The organism is Pseudomonas sp. Z18(2022) (assembly GCF_036346535.1).
GTDB classification, from domain to species: Bacteria; Pseudomonadota; Gammaproteobacteria; order Pseudomonadales; family Pseudomonadaceae; genus Aquipseudomonas; species Aquipseudomonas yamanorum_A.
This window is the reverse complement of record NZ_JAOTOA010000005.1, coordinates 144,575-162,736: the sequence shown is the minus strand read 5'-3', so window position 1 is coordinate 162,736 and position 18,162 is coordinate 144,575. Positions and strand designations below refer to the sequence as shown.

Genomic DNA, 18,162 nt, shown 5'->3' with positions numbered 1-18,162 from the left:
TATCAGGGCAGGGAAGTGAACAGCTCCCGTCTTGCACCTTCGGTAATCGCCACGATGCCGGGGTGCTTGACCTTGCGCTCCACCGAAATCGCATAAAACGACTCGGTCACCGCGTCCGTCTGGCCGATCAGTGCCACGCCATACTGGCGTTCCACCTCGTCGGCAATCACGCTGGGCGCGATAAAAATCCCGCTGCCGGATTGGCCGAAGGCCTGCATCAAGGCGCTGTCGTCAAACTCGCCGACAATCCGTGGCTGGATCTGCTGCTCGGCAAACCAGCGCAGCAAACGGCTGCGCACCACTGTCTCTGCCCCGGGAATCAACAGCGGCGCACCCTGCAGGCACTGTGGGAAATCACCGCGATGCTGGTCAGCCAATGCCTGGGTCGCGAAAAAACTGATCCCGCATTCCCCCAGCTTCTGGCTGTAGCCCTTGATGTCCAGGTGCGTGGGCATCGGGCTGTCGGAGATCACCAGGTCCAGGCGCTGGATCGCCAGGTCTGCCAGCAAACGCTCGAGTTTGTCTTCACGACAGGTGATGCGGATCGGCTCGCTCAATTCCATGGTCGGCGCAATCAGCCGGTAGACGATGGACTTGGGCACCACGTCCGCCACGCCGACCCGGAACAGGATCTGCTGCTCGTTGGGCTGGGTGCGCAACATCGCCTCCAGCTCATTGCCCAGCTGGAACATTTGCTCGGCATAGGGCAGCGCCTGGCGCCCGGCTTCGGTCAACTCCAACTGGCGGCCGACCTTTTGAAACAACGCCACGCCGAAGGTTTGTTCCAGCAGGCTGATCTGCCCGCTGATGGTCTGCGGCGTGAGGTTCAGTTGCTCGCAGGCGCGCACGATGCTGCCGGTCTTGGCGACGACCCAGAAGTAGTGCAGTTGTCGATAATTGAGCATGGCGGCCAACACTTCGTAAAAACCGAAGTATAAACGAAAAAAATACGAATTTTCCTGAAGTGTTCGCCTGCATAGAATGCGTCGCTATCGAGGGGCCACTACTTGGACCCGAAGGTTCTAACGAGGAACGCATCATGAAACTCAATTCCCTGGGCGCAACGGCGTTACTTGGGCTTTCATTAGTCATGCTCAGTGGCTGTGACCAAGCGGAAAAAAGCGCGCAGCAACTGCTGGGCAAAGCCACCGAATCGGCCAAGCAAGTGATCGACGACACCCACCAGGCCGCGGAGCAGGCATTGAGCGATGCGACAAAGGGCTTGATCGCACCCCCGCAAGGCAAGCAGGACAAGGAGGACCAGGAAGACAAGAAGCCTGAGTCCACTTCCCAAGAAACCTAATACCCGCACCTCACACCAGGACTGACCTATGGATTACCTTTTACAACTGGCCGCCAGCCCGACCGCGTGGATCGCACTGGCCACCCTGATCGTCATGGAGATCGTGCTGGGGATCGACAACCTGATCTTTATCTCGATTCTCACCAACAAGTTGCCGCTGAAGCACCGGGCCAAGGCCCGTCGCATCGGTATCAGCATGGCATTGATCCTGCGTCTGGGCCTGTTGAGCACCATCGCCTTCATCGTGCAGTTGACCGAGCCGGTCATCGACATCCTGGGGCAGTCGTTCTCCTGGAAGGACATGATCCTGATCGCCGGTGGCCTGTTCCTGGTGTGGAAGGCAACCACTGAAATCCATCACAGCATGGACCCTGAAAAGGAGCATGTGGACACCGGTGCGCCGAGCGTGACCCTGGGCTTCGCTTCGGCGATTGGCCAGATCCTGCTGCTGGACATGGTGTTTTCCATCGACAGCATCATCACCGCCGTGGGCATGACCGAGCACTTGCCGATCATGATCATTGCCGTGGTGGTCTCGGTGATCGTGATGCTGGTGGCGGCCGAGCCGTTGGCCAAGTTCATCAACGACAACCCGACGATTGTGATGTTGGCCCTGGGCTTCCTCATCATGATCGGTATGACGCTGATCGCCGAAGGTTTCGGCGCCCATGTGCCAAAAGGCTATGTGTATGCGGCCATGGCGTTCTCGGCGGCCATCGAGTGCCTGAACATGATGCGACGCAACCGGCATAAACGGCTTGCTGCCAAACACTAAGGGCTGAACATAAAGGCCGACTGCATGCAGTCGGCCTTTTGCTGTCTGTTAGAATCCGGCCACTTGACGCCTTGAGGGATACCCATGAACGAGCCGATTCGCCTGACCCAGTACAGCCACGGTGCTGGTTGCGGTTGCAAGATCTCACCTCAGGTACTGGAAGTGATCCTCGCCGGCAGCGGCGCACAGAACCTCGACCCCAAGCTGTGGGTAGGCAACGCTTCGCGCGACGACGCGGCGGTGTATGCCATCGACGAGGAGCGCGGCGTGGTCTCCACCACCGACTTTTTCATGCCGATTGTCGATGACCCCTTCGACTTCGGCCGCATTGCTGCCACCAACGCCATCAGCGATATCTACGCCATGGGCGGCGATCCGTTGATGGCCATCGCGATTCTCGGCTGGCCGGTCAACGTGCTGGCCCCGGAGATTGCCCGGGAAGTGATTCGCGGCGGTCGCTCGGTGTGTGACGCTGCCGGGATTCCCCTTGCCGGCGGTCACTCCATCGACGCCCCCGAGCCGATCTTCGGCCTGGCCGTTACCGGGCTGGTAGAAAAACGCCACATGAAGCGCAACGACACCGCCACCGCCGGGTGCCAGCTGTACCTGACCAAACCCCTGGGCATCGGCATCCTCACCACTGCCGAAAAGAAGGGCAAGCTGCGGGAGGCGGATGTGGGCCTGGCCCGTGACTGGATGTGCACCCTCAACAAACCCGGCAGCCGTTTTGGCAAGCTGGCCGGTGTCACGGCCATGACCGATGTCACTGGTTTCGGTCTGTTGGGTCACCTGGTGGAAATGGCCGACGGCAGCAACCTGACGGCCCGCATCGAATACGAAAAAGTCCCACGCCTGCCCGGGGTCGAGTACTACCTGGACCAAGGCTGCGTGCCCGGCGGTACCTTGCGCAATTTCGACAGCTACGCCAGCAAACTGGGGCGCCTGAACGAACTGCACAAGCGCGTGCTGTGCGACCCGCAAACCAGCGGCGGCCTGCTGGTGGCGGTCACCCCCGAAGGCAATGCCGAATTCCTCGCCGTGGCGGCGGAACTGGGCCTGAACCTTGAGCCGATCGGCGAACTGGTTGAGCGACAGACCAACGCGGTAGAGGTGTTCTGATGCCCATCGACATCACCGATTACCGCGACATCTTTCTCAACGACCGGCCGATGATGGATACCCGTGCGCCGATCGAGTTCATCAAGGGCGCGTTTCCCGGGGTGATCAACCTGCCGTTGATGACCGACGACGAGCGCCAACGGGTGGGCACCTGTTACAAGCAGCAGGGCCAGCAGGCGGCCATCGTCCTTGGCCACGAGTTGGTGTCCGGGGCGATCAAGGCCGAACGTATCGAGCACTGGGCACGTTTTGCCCAGGCCAATCCTGATGGCGTGCTGTACTGCTTTCGCGGCGGCCTGCGTTCGCAGATCGTGCAGCAATGGCTGAAAACCGAGGCGGGTATCGACTACCCACGGGTCGGCGGCGGCTACAAGGCCATGCGAACCTTCCTGCTGGACACGGTGGAACAGGCCACGGCGCAATGCGATTTCGTGTTGCTGGGCGGCATGACCGGCACCGGCAAGACCGAAGTGCTCGGCCAATTAAGCAACGCCCTGGACCTGGAGGGCCACGCCAACCATCGCGGTTCCAGCTTCGGCAAACGCGCGACCGCGCAACCCTCCAACATCGACTTTGAAAACCGCCTGGCGGTGGACCTGCTGAAGAAGCGTACCGCCGGTATCGAGCAGTTCGTGGTCGAGGATGAGAGTCGCATGATCGGCAGTTGTGCGTTGCCGTTGCCCTTGCACAAGGGCATGCAGGGCTTCCCGATGGTCTGGCTGGAAGACAGTGTTGAAGGCCGGGTGGAGCGCATCCTGAAGGATTACGTGGTCGACCTCTGCGCCGAGTTTGTCGCCGTGTTTGGCGACACCGGGCAAGCCCTGTTTGCCGAGCGCCTGACCCAGAGCCTGGGCAACATCCACAAGCGCCTGGGCGGCGAGCGGTTTGCGCGGCTGCACGCCATCATGCAGGACGCCTTGGCCGAGCAGGCCCGCAACGGCGCGGTGGACTTGCACCGGGGCTGGATTGAAGGGTTGTTGCGGGAGTATTACGACCCGATGTACGCGTTCCAGCGCGAAAGCAAAGGCGCGCGTATCGAGTTTTCTGGAGAACAAAGAGCGGTGGTGGAGTATTTGCGGGAGAGGGCTGTTCGGCGGGAATAATGGGTTGAACCCATCGCGGGCAAGCCCGCTCCCACATTTTGAGCGCGGTCCCGCACAATAAACGCGGTCACCTGTGGGAGCGGGCTTGCCCGCGATGGGGCCCTCAAATTCACCCAACAACTAAAGGATAAACGCCCCGATCAACCCGCACACCACGCCCATCAGCATGGTCAGCCCGGCCACGGTCACCAGCACCCGCGCATCGAAATCCTTGCGCAGCATCAGCAGCGACGGCAGGCTCACGCTCGGCAGGGTCATCAGCAAGGCCACGGCCGGGCCTGTGCCCATGCCGAGGGTCATCATGGTCTGCACGATGGGGATTTCGGCGGCGGTCGGAATCACGAACAACGTACCGACAATCGCCAGCGGCACCAGCCACACCAGGCTGTTGGCCATGGCGCCGTCCACGTGGGGAAACAACCAGACCCGCGCCGCGCCGAGGATCAGCACCGCCAGGATGTACACCGGGATGGTGCTCCAGAACAGCTGCCACAAGGTGCGCAGCCAGCGGGCAAGGAACGGTTCGGTCTCGGTAAGGCTGGCCTGGGCCACGGCGTCCAGCGCGGCTTCGGGCACCTGTTCCGGGCGTGCGATGCGCTGCGCCACCAGTGACACGCCCACCACCAGCACGATCCCGGCCACCAGCCGCAACGCGGTAAAGCCCCAGCCGAGCACAAAGCCCATGAACACCAGCGTCGCCGGGTTCAGCACCGGGTTGGCGATCCAGAACGCCAGCGCCGCGCCTACCGACACCTTTTGCCGACGCATGCCGGCGGCTACTGGCGCCGCACAGCAACTGCACATCATCCCCGGCAAGGCGAACAAGCCACCACGCAGGGTAGAGCCCAGCCCGGCGCGGCCGAACAGGCGCAACAGCCAGTCCCGCGGAATCAGTACTTGCAGCAATGAACCGAGAATGACCGCCAACACCGCAGCCTTCCAGATCGCCAGGAAATACACCTGGGCATAGGCCAGTGCGGCGGCCAGTGGTGAGCTTTGCTGGTCGTTGAGAATCGAGGCGCCGATGCTGTGGTTGTCCGCTGCGATAAACGCCTTGGCGTAGTACGGCGACCATTTCACGTAGTAGAGGCCGATGCAGGCCACCAGCAGGAACAGCGCTGGTTTCCACCAGAAGGACCAGCCCCGGGCGGGCTGGGTGGAGGAGAGGTTGGACATGTAGGTGATCCGCAGGTGAGTCAATAGCACAGCATCATACGCTGTGGAACTCAGATCTCCGCACTCACCTGTGTTGCAGCCGGGCAGGTCTGTTCGCCATTATCCAGCCCTTGCTTGTAATTGCGGCTGAGCAGGCTGGCCTTGCCGTTGTGCCAGGTCAGGGTCAGCACATACAAGGTATCGAAATCGCTGCCGGACCAATCGTCGGTAATCACGTGTTTTTCACCCACGGCTTCACTCGCCACCTTGTTGATCAGGTCCGGCAGGTAGCCGTGGGACCAGGCGGTGTAGATCACGGCATTGTGGTACTTGTCGTCCACCAGTTCGTCCGCGAGGGCGCTGGTGTCATTGGCCGAGAACTTGATGTTCACCGGCAGCCCGAGCTTGATGGCACTGGGGCTGATGGTCATCAAGGGGCGGATGTAGCTGTAGGAGTTGTCTTTCTCGCCTTCCTCGACATTGCGGGTCGGGTTGGGCGCGAATACGAAGTTGGCCTTGCCGAATTTTTCCGGCAGGACGGTGGCCAGGTTCATGGCGCGGTTCAGGCCCTGGCAGTTGAGCTGGCCGAGGCCTCCGGCGGGTTTCTCACCGTGGCGCAGGAAGACCAGCGTCTGTACGCCGTCTACCGGCTGGGCACGGCTGATTCTGGACTCGAGGGTAAGGTCGATTGCGGTGCCTGCCAGTAATACGGGCAGCAGGATGTAGGAATAGCGTTTAAGGCGTTTCGCAAGGCACAGAGGCTTGATGGTCATGATGGTTCTAAGTCTCGGTGCAAGGAATCAGGGCGAACGGGCCCAGCCATCGGGCGCTCTTTGAGAGTGCGCCCAGGCAGTTTGGTTCGTTTCGCGGGGGAAATGGGGCGGCATCCTTGCCGTTTGCAGGAGGTTAACTCGCCGATGTTGCTGAATTAAGACGGGTGCGCGATGGGCTCCGAACCACTACTCTCCTACTTTTTCAGGGCCTTTATCAGGAGTCGCACGATGAACTCACTTTCAGACTTCCCCATCACCGCCAAATGGCCGGCCCGGCATCCCGAGCGCCTGCAGCTCTACTCGTTGCCAACGCCCAACGGGGTCAAGGTGTCGATCATGCTGGAGGAACTGGGGCTGCCTTACGAGGCGCACAAGGTCAGCTTCGAGACCCAGGACCAGCTCAGCGCCGAATTCCTTTCGCTGAACCCCAACAACAAGATCCCGGCGATCATCGACCCAAATGGGCCGGGCGGCCAGGCGCTGGGCTTGTTCGAGTCGGGCGCGATCCTGATCTACCTTGCCGAGAAGAGTGGCGAATTGCTGCCCGAAGACCCGGCGATGCGCTACGAGACGATCCAGTGGCTGATGTTCCAGATGGCCGGTATCGGGCCGATGTTCGGCCAGGTGGGGTTCTTCAACAAATTTGCCGGCGCCGCCTACGAGGATAAACGCCCCCGTGACCGCTACGTCGCCGAATCCCGTCGCCTGCTGGAGGTGCTGGAAAAACGCCTGCTGGGCCGCACCTGGATCATGGGTGACGAGTACAGCATCGCCGACATCGCCACCTTCCCATGGGTGCGCAACCTGATTGGCTTCTATGAGTCCGGCGACCTGGTGGGCATTACCGATTTCCCGAACGTACTGCGGGCGCTGGACGGGTTCGTCGCCCGGCCGGCAGTGATCCGTGGCTTGAACATCCCGGCATAAGGACCAACATGCCTTCTTTCGACTTCAAACAACTGGACGTTTTCAGCAGCGTGGCCCTCAAGGGCAATCCGCTGGCCGTGGTGCTGGGCGCCGATAGCCTGAGCGACCAGCAAATGGCGGATTTCGCCAACTGGACCAACCTCAGTGAAACCACGTTTCTGCTCAAGCCTCGTGATCCACGGGCCGACTACCGCGTAAGAATCTTCACCACCCTGCAGGAATTACCGTTTGCCGGCCATCCGACCCTGGGCAGTTGCCATGCCTGGCTGCAGGCCGGTGGCCAACCGGCTGGCGAGGAGATTATCCAGGAATGTGAAATCGGCCTGGTGCGCATCCGTCGCCAAGGCCATGCGCTGGCATTTATTGCGCCACCGCTGTTGCGCTCCGGCCCGCTGGAGGCCGAGTTGCTGGAGCGTGTACGGCGTGGATTGGGCCTTGAGCCTGGGGCAATCTTGCGCAGCCAGTGGGTGGACAACGGTGCGGGCTGGCTGGCAGTGATGCTGGCGGATCGTGAGCAGGTACTGGCGCTGCGTCCGGACTATTCGCAGTTGCAGGGGTTGGCCGTGGGCGTGATCGCCCCCTGGAGCCCTGGGCGGGATGGAGACGAGGCGCAATTTGAAGTGCGTGCCTTTATCGCAGGCGACGGCGCTCCGGAAGACCCGGCCACCGGCAGCCTGAACGCTGGGGTCGCCCAGTGGTTGCTGGGCGAAGGCCTGGCGCCGAGCCGCTATGTAGTCAGCCAGGGCACCGCCATCGGCCGCGCCGGGCGAATCCACGTCGAGCACAGCGGCGAGGAAATCTGGATCGGCGGCGCGGTGGCGCTGTGCATCGAAGGGCGGCTGAGCCTTTAACGATTGTTGGCGGCCAGCTTGATCCCGAAACCGATCAATGCCAGGCCCGCCACGCGGGTCGCGATTTTACGGGCCAGCGCAAAGGTACGCAGGCGAATCACCAGCGCGTTGCCCACCAGCACCAGCAACGCCTGGTACAAAAAGCCGATCAGCGTCACATGCACCATCATTGCCACCAGGGTACTGCCGGGCGAATCGGGGCGAATGAACAGCGGGAAAAACGCCACGAAAAACAGGATCACCTTGGGATTGGTCAGGCTGACGGCCACGGCTTTGCGAAAGTAGATCCAGCCGGAGCGTTTCGGCTCCTGCCCGGCCGCATCACGGTTGACCGGGGTGAGCAGCAGTTGCAGGCCCATCCAGCACAGGTACGCAGCACCCACCCATTGCAGGGCCATGAACAGCTTGGGGTTGGCCTTCATCAGCGCGGCGAGGCCCGCGGAGGCGGCCAGCATGAAGATCATATCGCCCAGTACGGTGCCGAACACCGCCCCAAATCCGGCGCGGATGCCATTGCGGGCGGTGGCGTGCAGGATGGCAAACGTGCCCGGCCCAGGGATCAACTGGAAGATCAGGATGGCGGCGATAAAGCTGCCGTAGTTCTGGATATCAAACATGCCAAGCGCTCCTTTGCTGTTTTGCCGAGAATAGCGGCAAACATCATTGTTACGGAATACGAAAAGCACTGTTATGCAACCGATGTTTGTGCTCCCGGTCAATCCGGGCATAAGCTTTCGCCCTTAAGCTATGTGCCTCGGCCCGTTTTTTTCAGGAGCATCAATGTCCAGCCAGTTCCCCGAAGCCCGTCCACGCCGCCTGCGCCGCTCCCCGGAGTTGCGTGGCCTGTTCCAGGAAACCGAATTCACCCTCAATGACCTGGTGCTGCCGATCTTCGTTGAGGAAGAAATCGACGACTTCGTGCCGATCACCAGCATGCCCGGGGTGCAGCGCATTCCCGAGTCGAAATTGGCCGGCGAGATCGAGCGCTATGCCCGCGCCGGGATCAAGTCGGTGATGACCTTCGGCGTGTCCCATCACCTGGATGCATCGGGCAGCGACACCTGGCAGGAGCGTGGCCTGGTTTCGCGCATGTCCTCGATCATCAAGGACGCGGTGCCGGAAATGATCGTGATGTCCGACACCTGCTTCTGCGAATACACCGACCACGGTCATTGCGGCGTGATGCACGGCGCCGAGGTCGACAACGACCGCACCCTGGTCAACCTCGGCAAGCAAGCCGTGGCCGCCGCCCGCGCCGGTGCCGATGTGATTGCGCCGTCCGCTGCGATGGACGGGCAAGTCCAGGCCATCCGCCGGGCCCTGGATGAAGCGGGCTTCAGCCATATCCCGATCATGGCCTATTCCACCAAATTCGCCTCGGCCCTCTACGGCCCGTTCCGCGAAGCCGGCGGCAGCGCGCTCAAGGGCGACCGCAAGAGCTACCAGATGAACCCGATGAACCGCCGCGAAGCCGTGCGTGAATCGTTGCTGGATGAGCAGGAAGGCGCGGACGCGCTGATGGTCAAGCCGGCTGGCGCGTACCTGGACATCATCCGCGACATCCGCGAAGCCTCGCGCTTGCCGGTGGCGGCGTACCAGGTCAGCGGCGAGTACGCGATGATCAAGTTCGGGGCCCAGGCGGGCGCCATCGATGAGGCCCGCGTGGTGCGGGAAACCCTGGGTTCGATCAAGCGCGCCGGCGCGGACTTGATCTTCACTTACTTCGCGATGGACCTGGCGCTGGCCGGGATCTAAGTGACCTGTGGCGAGGGAGCTTGCTCCCGCTGGACTGCGCAGCAGACCCCTTTTTCAGGGCCGCTGCGCGCCCCAGCGGGAGCAAGCTCCCTCGCCACAAAAAAAGCCGATATCTGCTGCCCGGTGACTTAGCGCTGGGCAAACGCCAGGTTCAGCCCCAGCCCCGCAAAGGTTGCCGCAAAACCGCGGCGCAGCCAGTTCTGTACGCGAGGCGATTCGATCACCGCGCGGCGGAACACGTTGGCCAGCAGGCCATAAATCACAAACATCCCGAACGTCATCGCCATGAACACACTGCTCAGCAACAGCATTTGCAGGGCCGGTGCGCTTGCGCCCGGGGTGACGAACTGCGGCAGGAACGCGAGGAAGAAGATCGTCAGCTTGGGGTTCAGGATATTCAGCAACAGGCCCCGTACCATCAGGCTGCGGGCGCTGGAAATTGTCGGTGTGTCGTTCATGGCAAAGGCCGAGCGGTCCCGCCAGGTGGCGTAGGCGAGGTACAGCAAATAGGCGGCGCCGGCATACTTCAGGGCTTCGAATGCCAAGGCGCTGGTGTGCAGCAGGGCCGACAGGCCAAGTACCGAGGCCAGCAAGTGCGGGACAATCTCCTTGTAGGAACGACGGGTGCCTGATCCTTTCATGTTCTGCATTTATTGGCGAGTGCAGCAGGTCGGCGAACCCCGGTTAGACTTACAGGTCGATATCTGCCAAGACTGGCCCATCGTCACCCAAGGAAGCCCCATGCACTCATCCCGCCTGATCCTGTGCCTCACCACATTGCTGGTGCTGGCCGGCTGCTCCAGCCAGCGCACCCAGCAATTGCCCGAGCGCAGCGAAGCCGAGGTGAAGGCGCAGATCGTGCGGCTGATGCCGGCCAGCGTGCCGGACCGCAACGGCTGGGCCCAGGACATCCACACCGCCTTCAATGCGCAGAAAATCTACCCCAGTACGGAAAACCTCTGCGCGGTGCTGGCCGTGACCGAACAGGAGTCCACCTATCAGGTCGACCCGCCGGTGCCGAACATGGGCAAGATCGCCCAGGACGAAATCCTGCGCCGAGCCGCCAAAGTCCATGTGCCAGCCGTGCTGGTGCGCACGGCGCTGCAACTGCGTTCCCCCACCGGCAAGTCCTACGCCGAGCGCTTGAGTGCTGCACGTACCGAGCGGGATTTGAGTGGAATCTTTGACGACTTCATCAGCGTCGTGCCTTTGGGCAACACGCTGTTTGGCGGCTTCAACCCGGTGCATACCGCAGGGCCGATGCAGGTCAGCATCGAGTTCGCGCAGAAGCAGGCCCGGGATTATCCCTACACCGTGGATGGCAGTATCCGGCGGGAGGTGTTCACCCGTCGTGGCGGCATGTACTTCGGCATCGCCCATCTGCTGGGCTACCCGGTGCACTACGACCAGATGCTGTACCGCTTTGCCGATTTCAATGCGGGTTGGTACGCCAGCCGCAATGCCGCGTTCCAGGCGGCGGTCAGCCGGGTCTCGGGTACCACGCTGGCGCTGGACGGTGACCTGATCAACTACGGCTCGATCCTGCCGGGCACCACCGAACTGGCGGTGCGCTCCCTGGGCAAGTCGCTGGACATGCGCAACCCGAGCATCCGCAGCCAGCTGGAGCAGGGCGAGCGCCTGGATTTTGAAGACACCACCCTGTACCAGCGTGTGTTCGCCCTGGCCGACAAGGCCGCCGGCAAACCACTGCCGCGGGCGATCCTGCCGGGCATCGTGTTGAAGAGCCCGAAGATCACCCGCAACCTCACCACCGCCTGGTTTGCCAAGCGCGTGGATGAGCGTTATCAGCGCTGCATGAAACGTTAGGCTTATCGCCGGGAATTTGCCGGGCTGATCTTGGTGGCCGAGGTCGCGGGTGTGGAGTACACATCAGGCCTGATCCCAAGGAAGAAGCCGCCATGACTGCCCACGCCATCCCCGAAGGTTTTGTCCCGCTGCCCCGCAGCAGCCCGCTCCTGGACCTGCTTGGTCCGGTGTATTGCCGTGGCGAAGGGTTGCAACTGGAGATCGGCCTGCGCGCCGACAACCGCCACGCCAACGGGCGCGGCACAGTGCATGGAGGCGTATTGGCCACCCTGGCGGATGTGGGCATGGGCTACGCGATGGCGTTTTCCAGTGAGCCGCCGCTGCCGTTGATCACGGCGAGCATGACCCTGGATTATCTCGGGGCGGTGCAGGTGGGGGAGTGGATCGAGGTCCGGCTGGAGCACCACAAGCGCGGTCGGCAGATGGCATTTGCCACGGTCAGCGTGCAGGTGGGAGAGAAGGTGGTGGTGCGGGCCAATGCGGTGTTTGCGGTGCCCCAGGCGCGGGACTGACAGATAAAGAAAAGGCCCGGTTTTCGTGGAACCGGGCCTTTTCCATGTTGCTCTTGCAAATCAGCCGCGTTCAAGCGCCAGCGCTACACCCTGACCGCCACCGATGCACAGGGTGGCCAAACCTTTCTTGGCATCCCGCTTGATCATTTCATGCAGCAGGGTCACCAGCACGCGGCAGCCTGACGCGCCAATCGGGTGGCCGATGGCAATCGCGCCGCCATTGACGTTGACCTTGGCCGCATCCCATTCCAGTTCTTTGCCTACGGCCAGTGACTGCGCGGCAAAGGCTTCGTTGGCTTCGATCAGGTCAAGGTCGCCCAGGCTCCAGCCGGCCTTGTCCAGGCAGCGGCGAGTAGCCGACACCGGGCCGATACCCATGATTGCAGGGTCGACACCGGCGTTGGCGTAGCTGGCAATGCGTGCCAGTACCGGCAGGCCCAGGGCCTTGGCTTTATCCGCGCTCATCAGCAGCACAGCAGCCGCGCCGTCGTTGAGGCTGGACGCATTGCCGGCGGTCACGGTGCCGTCTTTCTTGAAGGCCGGCTTGAGCTTGGCCAGGGCTTCGGCGGTGGTGCCGGCGCGTGGCTGTTCGTCCACGGCGAAGGCAATCGGGTCGCCCTTGCGCTGGGGAATCAGGATCGGCGTGATCTCATCGCTGAAACGCCCGGCTTCGATGGCGGCCGTGGCTTTTTGCTGGGAGGCGGCGGCGAAAGCATCCTGGGCTTCACGGCTGATGCCGTACTTGTCCACCAGGTTCTCGGCGGTGATGCCCATGTGGTAGTCGTTGAACGCATCCCACAGGCCGTCGGTGATCATGCTGTCGATCATCTTCGCGTGGCCCATGCGCAGGCCGGTACGGGCGGCCGGCAACACGTACGGTGCCAGGCTCATGTTCTCCATGCCGCCGGCGATGATCACCTCGGCATCACCGCAACGGATCGCTTGTGCGCCAAGGTGCAGGGCCTTGAGGCCCGAGCCGCAGACCTTGTTCAAGGTCAGTGCCGGCACGGCGTGGGGCAGGCCGGCGAGGATCGACGCCTGGCGGGCCGGGTTCTGGCCGCTGCCGGCGGTGAGCACCTGGCCAAGGATTACTTCATCCACCAGTGCAGGGTCGATGCCGGTTTGCTCCAGCAGGCGGCGGATCACCGCAGCCCCCAGCTCCGGGGCCGGGATGCTTGCCAGCGCACCTTGAAAGCTGCCCACGGCGGTGCGGGTGGCAGCAACGATCACGACGTCTTGCATGGAATCTGTCCTCACTGGAAGTGCATTTCTGGAACGTGGTCCGGGACGATCAGTTTACCGGCTGTCTTGCTGACGATCTCTTCAACACTGACGCCAGGTGCGCGTTCCTTGAGGACAAAAGCGCCATTTTCGATTTCCAGGTAGGCCAGGTCCGTCAGCACACGCTTGATGCAGTTGGCCCCGGTCAGCGGCAGGCTGCATTGGCTCAGCAGCTTGGACTCACCGTCCTTGGAGGCGTGGGTCATGATCACGATGATGTTCTCGGCGCCGGCCACCAGGTCCATCGCGCCGCCCATGCCCTTGACCAGTTTGCCGGGGATCATCCACGAGGCGATGTTGCCCTGCACGTCGACTTCAAAGGCGCCGAGTACAGTCAGGTCAACGTGGCCGCCACGAATCATCGCGAAAGACTCGGCCGAGGAGAAGATCGATGCGCCAATGCGTGCGGTGACGGTCTGTTTGCCGGCGTTGATCATGTCGGCATCGATGGTTTCTTCAGTAGGAAACGGACCCATGCCCAGCAGGCCGTTTTCCGACTGCAGCATCACTTCCATGCCTTCGGGGATGTAGTTGGCCACCAGGGTCGGGATGCCGATGCCGAGGTTGACGTAGAAACCGTCCTGCATTTCGCGGGCGACGCGTTGAGCCATTTGTTCGCGGGTAAGAGCCATTTTTTGTCTCCTTATTATTTGGGCTGGTGGATTATTTGCGGAGGGTGCGCTGTTCGATGCGCTTCTCGAAGGTGCCGCAAATGATCCGGTCGACGTAGATCCCTGGGGTATGGATATGCGCCGGGTCCAGCTCGCCCGGTTCGACGATTTCTTCCACTTCGACCACGGTGATCTTGCCGGCGGTGGCGGCCAGCGGGTTGAAGTTCTGGGCGGTGTGGCGGTAGATCACGTTGCCGAAGTGGTCGGCTTTCCAGCCTTTGACGATGGCGAAATCACCGGTGATGGATTCTTCCATCAGGTACGGGCGGCCGTTGAACTCACGGGTTTCCTTGCCTTCGGCCACGGGCGTGCCAACGCCGGTTGCGGTGAAGAAGGCCGGGATGCCGGCACCACCTGCGCGCAGTTTTTCGGCGAGGGTGCCTTGGGGTGTGAGGACTACTTCGATTTCGCCGCTGAGCAGTTGCTTCTCGAACAGCGCGTTCTCACCGACGTAGGAAGCGAAGACCTTGCTGATCTGCTTGCCTTCCAGCAGCAGGCCCAGGCCAAAGCCGTCAACACCGCAGTTGTTGGAAACCACGGTCAGGTTGCGGGTGCCTTTGCGCTTGATTTCGGCAATGAGGTTTTCCGGGATGCCACACAACCCAAAGCCACCGGCCAGAACCGTCATGCCGTCTTCCAGGCCTGCCAGCGCCTCTTCATAGGACGCTACGCGTTTATCGAAACCTGCCATATGCACCTCTTTTATTGTTTGTGGGCCAGCCATATGAGCCGAGTGTTGCGCCGACGGATTGATTTGTTAAGTTGTTTTTTAAGGTTGATTGATTTAAAAAACAGCACAGTCGCCAGCCGTTGGGAGAAGCTTCATGACAGTTAAACAGATGCGCGCCTTTCTTGCCGTGGCCCAGACCCTCAGTTTTGCAGCGGCCTGCGAGCGTCTGCATCTTTCCCAGTCTGCCTTGAGTTTGACCATCAAAGGCCTGGAGGAGGGTCTTGGCGGGCGCTTGTTCAGCCGCAATACGCGCAATGTAGCGCTGACGCCCGAAGGCGAATCCCTGTTGCCCCTGGCCCGGCGCCTGATCGCCGACTGGGACAACGCCGAGGATGAATTGCGCCAGCGTTTTACCTTGCAGCGCGGGCGGGTGACGGTGGCGGCGATGCCGTCGTTTGCAGGCAACTTGCTGCCACCGATCCTGAAGATTTTCCGGGCGCGCTACCCCCAGGTGAATGTCACGGTCAATGACGTGATCAACGAGCAGGTGCTGGAGATGGTCCGGGATCGCCAGGTGGAGTTGGGCGTGGCGTTTGAGCCTTCGGAAAGCTCATCGCTGATGTTCACGCCGCTGTATGTGGACCGCTTTGTGGCCGTGGTGCCCGGTGACTCGCCGTTGGCGCACAAGGCTGATATCGATTGGCAAACCCTGCTGCAACAACCCTTCATCACGTTGCAGCGGCCGTCCACGGTGCGGGTGATGCTTGAAGAACACCTGAAGGCACGGGACATGAAATTGCCTGTGGCACTGGAGAGTCATCAATTGGCGACGGTGGGCCAGATGGTCGCCAGTGGCCTGGGTGTGAGTGCGGTGCCTGCCCTGTGCGTGCGGCAAATGCAGGACGCGGGCGCCCACTGCATCACCTTGAGCGATCCGATCATTGAACGGCCGATTGGTGTATTGACCAAGCCCGGTCACGAACTCTCGGCGGCGGCCCAGGCGATGTTTGATATTTTTCGCGATGAAGCGGGGAATGGGCGTTTTCCGGCCTTGTTGCAATAAGTACAGGCAATAAAAAAGCCTGCTCGTTTAAGCGAGCAGGCTTAAGTGATTAGTGCGTAGTTATCAGCAGTATCTGTCGATCACTTTAACGTGCGAATGGCCTTTAAGGTTCTGCCACTCGGTATTAAGTGTATGAAAGACCTGCTCGATAAAGTTGCGATCGGCGGCGGCTTTCTTGCCGACATAACCCTGGCCGCGGCGGTACATCTTCAGGCGCGCTGCCAGTTCACGGTTATTCCTGTCGAACTCTTCTTCCACGGTGTGGGGCGCCAGGCAGTCAATATGGACCTGGCCCGATTTACCAATCCAGAGGATATGGTCGTCGAGCGTGTCTTTCTGCGCTGCGAACATCTCAGCCAATTCATCGATAGTTGGTTGGTTGTTCAGATTCATGTGTAAGCCCCTTGACCAGTTGGCGATCTTTAGTTGATCCGTTAAAACTACTAAGTTGTCTCCGGTCGCAAAAAACCGGGCGTCAGAAACGGTCTGCCGAGTACGGGCAGGGTCTTGAACCTGATGCATGTAGTCTTGCTGATGAACTGCTACGCAATGGTTTCATAACGAAGACAAGCAGCGTTTGAGCTCCTTGTACCGATCCTTTCGGGCCGGTCAGCTTCATCAATCTGCCTTGTGGGCAGTGCACATCCGGAAAAAACAGCTCGGCGGTCAGACGAGCTTGTTCAAAACGCTTGTTACCAACGCTCCCGATCCGGGAGACGCTTGAATCATGCAATTACAAAATGGTTACGTCAACGGTTATGTAGTGATTATTTTCAAGCACTACATAAATCCTTGCAGGGCGGGGGTGAAGCCGGAAAGCGTGACTTGGGCGTCATTTTTCGTGCGGGTTGGTCTCGGGTTTGGCGGTTGTTCTGTGGTGAGGGAGCTTGCTCCCGCTGGGGTGCGAAGCGCCCCCATCAGGCTGACCGCGGTTCTTCAGGAATAATTCGGTTGCCGGTTTTGGGGCTGCTGCGCAGCCCAGCGGGAGCAAGCTCCCTCGCCACAGAATGCAGGATTGGGCTAGCCCAGGCGTTCTACCAGCAGGGGCAACAAGCGCTCGCAGGACGCTTCGATCTTGAGCTGCAGCAACTCATCGCCCCGGGTCTTGCCCAGATTGATGGCTATCACCGGCTTACTCTGCTCGACCATCGCCTTGCACAGGCGAAACGCTGAATAAGCCATCAGCGACGATCCCACCACCAGCAGCCCTTCAGCGTCGTTCACGGCCTCCATCGCCTTGGCGGCGGTGCCCTGGGCGACGTTCTCGCCGAAAAACACTACATCCGGTTTCAATCGTTGCCCGCCGCAATGGGGGCAGCGGGGGACCTGGAAACGTCCTTCAAACGCCGGGTCGAGCAAGGTGTCACCGTCAGGCGCCTGGACGGCATCCACACCGGCCAGGTACGGATTCTCGGCTTCCATCTGGCGCTGGATCAGATCCCGCTCGCTGGTCTGCTGGCAATCCAGGCAAAGCACTCGGTGCAGGCTGCCGTGGAGTTCGATCACGCCGTGGCTGCCGGCCTGGTCGTGCAGGGTGTCGACGTTCTGGGTGATCAGCCCGGTAATGCGCTGGCGTTGCTGCAAGGTCGCCAGCGCGATATGCGCCGGGTTCGGCTGGGCGATCCTCACCCTCGGCCAGCCGAGCATCGCCCGGGCCCAGTAGCGTCGGCGCGCCTCTGGGGTGGCCAAAAACTCCTGGTACATCATCGGTGCCTTGCCCCGGCGCACACCTTCGCTGTCCCGGTAGTCGGGAATCCCCGAGGAGGTGCTGATACCCGCACCGGTCAGCACCAGGAAGCGCCGTTCGGCCATGGCCCGGTGCAGGCTGTCGAGGTGGTCATCGACCTGATGTTGCAAGGTATCGAGCATGGGGTCCCCAATGGTTATTCGCCGCGAATGTACTGCTCCAGCTGCTTGATCAGGTCAGCCTGTTCGGCAATCGCTTCCTTGACCAGGTCGCCGATGGACAGCAGGCCCAGAAGCTCGCCGTTTTCTACCACCGGCAGGTGCCGCAGATGCCGGTCGGTCATGATATTCATGCAGGTCTCGACGGTCTGGTGAGTGTCGACGGTGATCACCGGTGAGTTCATGATTTCGTGGGCTTTGGTCGCCACCGAGGACAATCCATGGAGGATGACCTTACGCGCGTAGTCCCGTTCGCTGATGATGCCCACCACCTTCCCATCCTGGAGCACCGGCAAGGCCCCGACGTTTTTCGACGCCATCACGATAAGCGCCTCGAACACCGTATGGTCGTGGGGGATGGTATGCACTTGCTGGTTTTGCTGGTCTTTGGACTTTAACACTTGGGCAACGGTTTTCATGGAGGCCACTCCGGTGTTGTTATTGTTGGGAGGTTAGCAGTCCCTACAGAATC

The 18,162-nt window shown here is 61.3% G+C and carries 20 protein-coding genes and 1 pseudogene; 10 read left to right on the top strand and 11 right to left on the bottom strand.

Features of this window, described 5'->3' with window-relative positions:
• Nucleotides 1-2 precede the first annotated feature (2 nt).
• Nucleotides 3-905, bottom strand: a complete 903-nt coding sequence (nhaR, locus tag V3W39_RS13975; protein WP_177042563.1) for a transcriptional activator NhaR — start codon at nt 903-905, stop codon at nt 3-5.
• 134 nt (nt 906-1,039) lie between these two features.
• Between nhaR and V3W39_RS13970 the strand changes: the two genes are divergently transcribed.
• From V3W39_RS13970 to mnmH, 4 genes are all read left to right on the top strand, one after another.
• A complete protein-coding gene (locus V3W39_RS13970) occupies nt 1,040-1,303 on the top strand; it encodes a hypothetical protein (RefSeq protein ID WP_330212800.1) in 264 nt (87 codons plus the stop codon).
• 28 nt (nt 1,304-1,331) lie between these two features.
• Nucleotides 1,332-2,078: a TerC family protein gene (locus V3W39_RS13965; protein WP_010172304.1), complete on the top strand. Its 747-nt coding sequence runs from the start codon at nt 1,332-1,334 to the stop codon at nt 2,076-2,078.
• Between the two features lie 84 nt (nt 2,079-2,162).
• Nucleotides 2,163-3,197 carry a selenide, water dikinase SelD gene (gene selD / locus V3W39_RS13960; RefSeq protein ID WP_177076891.1) on the top strand — a complete coding sequence of 345 codons (1,035 nt, stop codon included), beginning with the start codon at nt 2,163-2,165 and terminating at the stop codon, nt 3,195-3,197.
• Nucleotides 3,197-4,300 (top strand): tRNA 2-selenouridine(34) synthase MnmH, encoded by a 1,104-nt coding sequence (gene mnmH, locus V3W39_RS13955; protein ID WP_330212799.1) that lies wholly within the window; start codon nt 3,197-3,199, stop codon nt 4,298-4,300. The genes selD and mnmH overlap by 1 nt, the downstream gene beginning before the upstream one ends.
• 120 nt (nt 4,301-4,420) lie before the next feature.
• On the opposite strand, the gene V3W39_RS13950 is transcribed toward mnmH, so the two are convergent.
• Both V3W39_RS13950 and V3W39_RS13945 read right to left on the bottom strand, forming a co-directional pair.
• Complete coding sequence (locus V3W39_RS13950) at nt 4,421-5,476, bottom strand: permease (RefSeq protein ID WP_177042559.1); 1,056 nt, start codon at nt 5,474-5,476, stop codon at nt 4,421-4,423.
• A 50-nt stretch (nt 5,477-5,526) separates the two neighbouring features.
• The gene (locus V3W39_RS13945) at nt 5,527-6,228 is read right to left on the bottom strand and encodes a histidine phosphatase family protein (RefSeq protein WP_330212798.1); all 702 of its coding nucleotides are present in this window, start codon (nt 6,226-6,228) and stop codon (nt 5,527-5,529) included.
• A 228-nt stretch (nt 6,229-6,456) separates the two neighbouring features.
• Here V3W39_RS13945 and V3W39_RS13940 point away from each other — a divergent pair, with 228 nt between their 5' ends.
• Together V3W39_RS13940 and V3W39_RS13935 are read left to right on the top strand one after the other, a co-directional pair.
• Entirely contained in the window at nt 6,457-7,155 is a 699-nt protein-coding gene (locus V3W39_RS13940; protein ID WP_010172284.1) for a glutathione S-transferase N-terminal domain-containing protein, read from the top strand.
• Between the two features lie 8 nt (nt 7,156-7,163).
• Nucleotides 7,164-8,006, top strand: coding sequence for a PhzF family phenazine biosynthesis protein (locus V3W39_RS13935; RefSeq protein WP_177076897.1), 843 nt, complete (start codon nt 7,164-7,166; stop codon nt 8,004-8,006).
• Here the strand turns inward: V3W39_RS13935 and V3W39_RS13930 are convergent.
• Entirely contained in the window at nt 8,003-8,623 is a 621-nt protein-coding gene (locus V3W39_RS13930; RefSeq protein ID WP_330212797.1) for a LysE family translocator, read from the bottom strand. The two genes, V3W39_RS13935 and V3W39_RS13930, sit on opposite strands and share 4 nt — an antisense overlap.
• Before the next feature lie 163 nt (nt 8,624-8,786).
• Between V3W39_RS13930 and hemB the strand changes: the two genes are divergently transcribed.
• Nucleotides 8,787-9,761, top strand: a complete 975-nt coding sequence (gene hemB / locus V3W39_RS13925) for a porphobilinogen synthase (protein WP_177042555.1) — start codon at nt 8,787-8,789, stop codon at nt 9,759-9,761.
• A gap of 128 nt (nt 9,762-9,889) precedes the next feature.
• Here hemB and V3W39_RS13920 read toward each other — a convergent pair.
• A pseudogene (locus V3W39_RS13920) lies at nt 9,890-10,366 on the bottom strand (LysE family translocator); the annotation flags it as partial.
• A 136-nt stretch (nt 10,367-10,502) separates the two neighbouring features.
• On the opposite strand from V3W39_RS13920, the gene V3W39_RS13915 reads away from it, so the two are divergent.
• Both V3W39_RS13915 and V3W39_RS13910 read left to right on the top strand, forming a co-directional pair.
• Nucleotides 10,503-11,588, top strand: coding sequence for a DUF1615 domain-containing protein (locus V3W39_RS13915; protein WP_259198902.1), 1,086 nt, complete (start codon nt 10,503-10,505; stop codon nt 11,586-11,588).
• 92 nt (nt 11,589-11,680) lie between these two features.
• Nucleotides 11,681-12,100 (top strand): PaaI family thioesterase, encoded by a 420-nt coding sequence (locus V3W39_RS13910; protein ID WP_177042552.1) that lies wholly within the window; start codon nt 11,681-11,683, stop codon nt 12,098-12,100.
• Nucleotides 12,101-12,160: 60 nt separating this feature from the next.
• On the opposite strand, the gene V3W39_RS13905 is transcribed toward V3W39_RS13910, so the two are convergent.
• Genes V3W39_RS13905 through V3W39_RS13895 form a run of 3 tightly spaced genes read right to left on the bottom strand, consistent with a single transcriptional unit; the run spans nt 12,161 to nt 14,743 of the window.
• Nucleotides 12,161-13,342 carry an acetyl-CoA C-acetyltransferase gene (locus V3W39_RS13905; RefSeq protein WP_330212796.1) on the bottom strand — a complete coding sequence of 394 codons (1,182 nt, stop codon included), beginning with the start codon at nt 13,340-13,342 and terminating at the stop codon, nt 12,161-12,163.
• A gap of 11 nt (nt 13,343-13,353) precedes the next feature.
• A complete protein-coding gene (locus V3W39_RS13900; RefSeq protein ID WP_003211625.1) occupies nt 13,354-14,013 on the bottom strand; it encodes a CoA transferase subunit B in 660 nt (219 codons plus the stop codon).
• A 31-nt stretch (nt 14,014-14,044) separates the two neighbouring features.
• Entirely contained in the window at nt 14,045-14,743 is a 699-nt protein-coding gene (locus V3W39_RS13895) for a CoA transferase subunit A (RefSeq protein WP_063031241.1), read from the bottom strand.
• A 133-nt stretch (nt 14,744-14,876) separates the two neighbouring features.
• Here V3W39_RS13895 and V3W39_RS13890 point away from each other — a divergent pair, with 133 nt between their 5' ends.
• Nucleotides 14,877-15,785: a LysR family transcriptional regulator gene (locus tag V3W39_RS13890; protein ID WP_330212795.1), complete on the top strand. Its 909-nt coding sequence runs from the start codon at nt 14,877-14,879 to the stop codon at nt 15,783-15,785.
• A gap of 63 nt (nt 15,786-15,848) precedes the next feature.
• On the opposite strand, the gene V3W39_RS13885 is transcribed toward V3W39_RS13890, so the two are convergent.
• The 3 genes from V3W39_RS13885 to V3W39_RS13875 form a co-directional block, all read right to left on the bottom strand.
• Nucleotides 15,849-16,178: a hypothetical protein gene (locus V3W39_RS13885; RefSeq protein WP_102369380.1), complete on the bottom strand. Its 330-nt coding sequence runs from the start codon at nt 16,176-16,178 to the stop codon at nt 15,849-15,851.
• 627 nt (nt 16,179-16,805) lie between these two features.
• The gene (locus tag V3W39_RS13880) at nt 16,806-17,654 is read right to left on the bottom strand and encodes an NAD-dependent protein deacetylase (RefSeq protein WP_294739218.1); all 849 of its coding nucleotides are present in this window, start codon (nt 17,652-17,654) and stop codon (nt 16,806-16,808) included.
• A 14-nt stretch (nt 17,655-17,668) separates the two neighbouring features.
• Nucleotides 17,669-18,109 (bottom strand): CBS domain-containing protein, encoded by a 441-nt coding sequence (locus tag V3W39_RS13875; protein WP_177042548.1) that lies wholly within the window; start codon nt 18,107-18,109, stop codon nt 17,669-17,671.
• Between the last annotated feature and the right edge of the window lie 53 nt (nt 18,110-18,162).

Bases quoted from the DNA above. Each gene is read 5' to 3' on its own strand.
- nhaR (WP_177042563.1), bottom strand. From the start codon at position 905: ATGCTCAATTATCGACAACTGCACTACTTCTGGGTCGTCGCCAAGACC.
- V3W39_RS13970 (WP_330212800.1), top strand. From the start codon at position 1,040: ATGAAACTCAATTCCCTGGGCGCAACGGCGTTACTTGGGCTTTCATTA.
- V3W39_RS13965 (WP_010172304.1), top strand. From the start codon at position 1,332: ATGGATTACCTTTTACAACTGGCCGCCAGCCCGACCGCGTGGATCGCA.
- selD (WP_177076891.1), top strand. From the start codon at position 2,163: ATGAACGAGCCGATTCGCCTGACCCAGTACAGCCACGGTGCTGGTTGC.
- mnmH (WP_330212799.1), top strand. From the start codon at position 3,197: ATGCCCATCGACATCACCGATTACCGCGACATCTTTCTCAACGACCGG.
- V3W39_RS13950 (WP_177042559.1), bottom strand. From the start codon at position 5,476: ATGTCCAACCTCTCCTCCACCCAGCCCGCCCGGGGCTGGTCCTTCTGG.
- V3W39_RS13945 (WP_330212798.1), bottom strand. From the start codon at position 6,228: ATGACCATCAAGCCTCTGTGCCTTGCGAAACGCCTTAAACGCTATTCC.
- V3W39_RS13940 (WP_010172284.1), top strand. From the start codon at position 6,457: ATGAACTCACTTTCAGACTTCCCCATCACCGCCAAATGGCCGGCCCGG.
- V3W39_RS13935 (WP_177076897.1), top strand. From the start codon at position 7,164: ATGCCTTCTTTCGACTTCAAACAACTGGACGTTTTCAGCAGCGTGGCC.
- V3W39_RS13930 (WP_330212797.1), bottom strand. From the start codon at position 8,623: ATGTTTGATATCCAGAACTACGGCAGCTTTATCGCCGCCATCCTGATC.
- hemB (WP_177042555.1), top strand. From the start codon at position 8,787: ATGTCCAGCCAGTTCCCCGAAGCCCGTCCACGCCGCCTGCGCCGCTCC.
- V3W39_RS13915 (WP_259198902.1), top strand. From the start codon at position 10,503: ATGCACTCATCCCGCCTGATCCTGTGCCTCACCACATTGCTGGTGCTG.
- V3W39_RS13910 (WP_177042552.1), top strand. From the start codon at position 11,681: ATGACTGCCCACGCCATCCCCGAAGGTTTTGTCCCGCTGCCCCGCAGC.
- V3W39_RS13905 (WP_330212796.1), bottom strand. From the start codon at position 13,342: ATGCAAGACGTCGTGATCGTTGCTGCCACCCGCACCGCCGTGGGCAGC.
- V3W39_RS13900 (WP_003211625.1), bottom strand. From the start codon at position 14,013: ATGGCTCTTACCCGCGAACAAATGGCTCAACGCGTCGCCCGCGAAATG.
- V3W39_RS13895 (WP_063031241.1), bottom strand. From the start codon at position 14,743: ATGGCAGGTTTCGATAAACGCGTAGCGTCCTATGAAGAGGCGCTGGCA.
- V3W39_RS13890 (WP_330212795.1), top strand. From the start codon at position 14,877: ATGACAGTTAAACAGATGCGCGCCTTTCTTGCCGTGGCCCAGACCCTC.
- V3W39_RS13885 (WP_102369380.1), bottom strand. From the start codon at position 16,178: ATGAATCTGAACAACCAACCAACTATCGATGAATTGGCTGAGATGTTC.
- V3W39_RS13880 (WP_294739218.1), bottom strand. From the start codon at position 17,654: ATGCTCGATACCTTGCAACATCAGGTCGATGACCACCTCGACAGCCTG.
- V3W39_RS13875 (WP_177042548.1), bottom strand. From the start codon at position 18,109: ATGAAAACCGTTGCCCAAGTGTTAAAGTCCAAAGACCAGCAAAACCAG.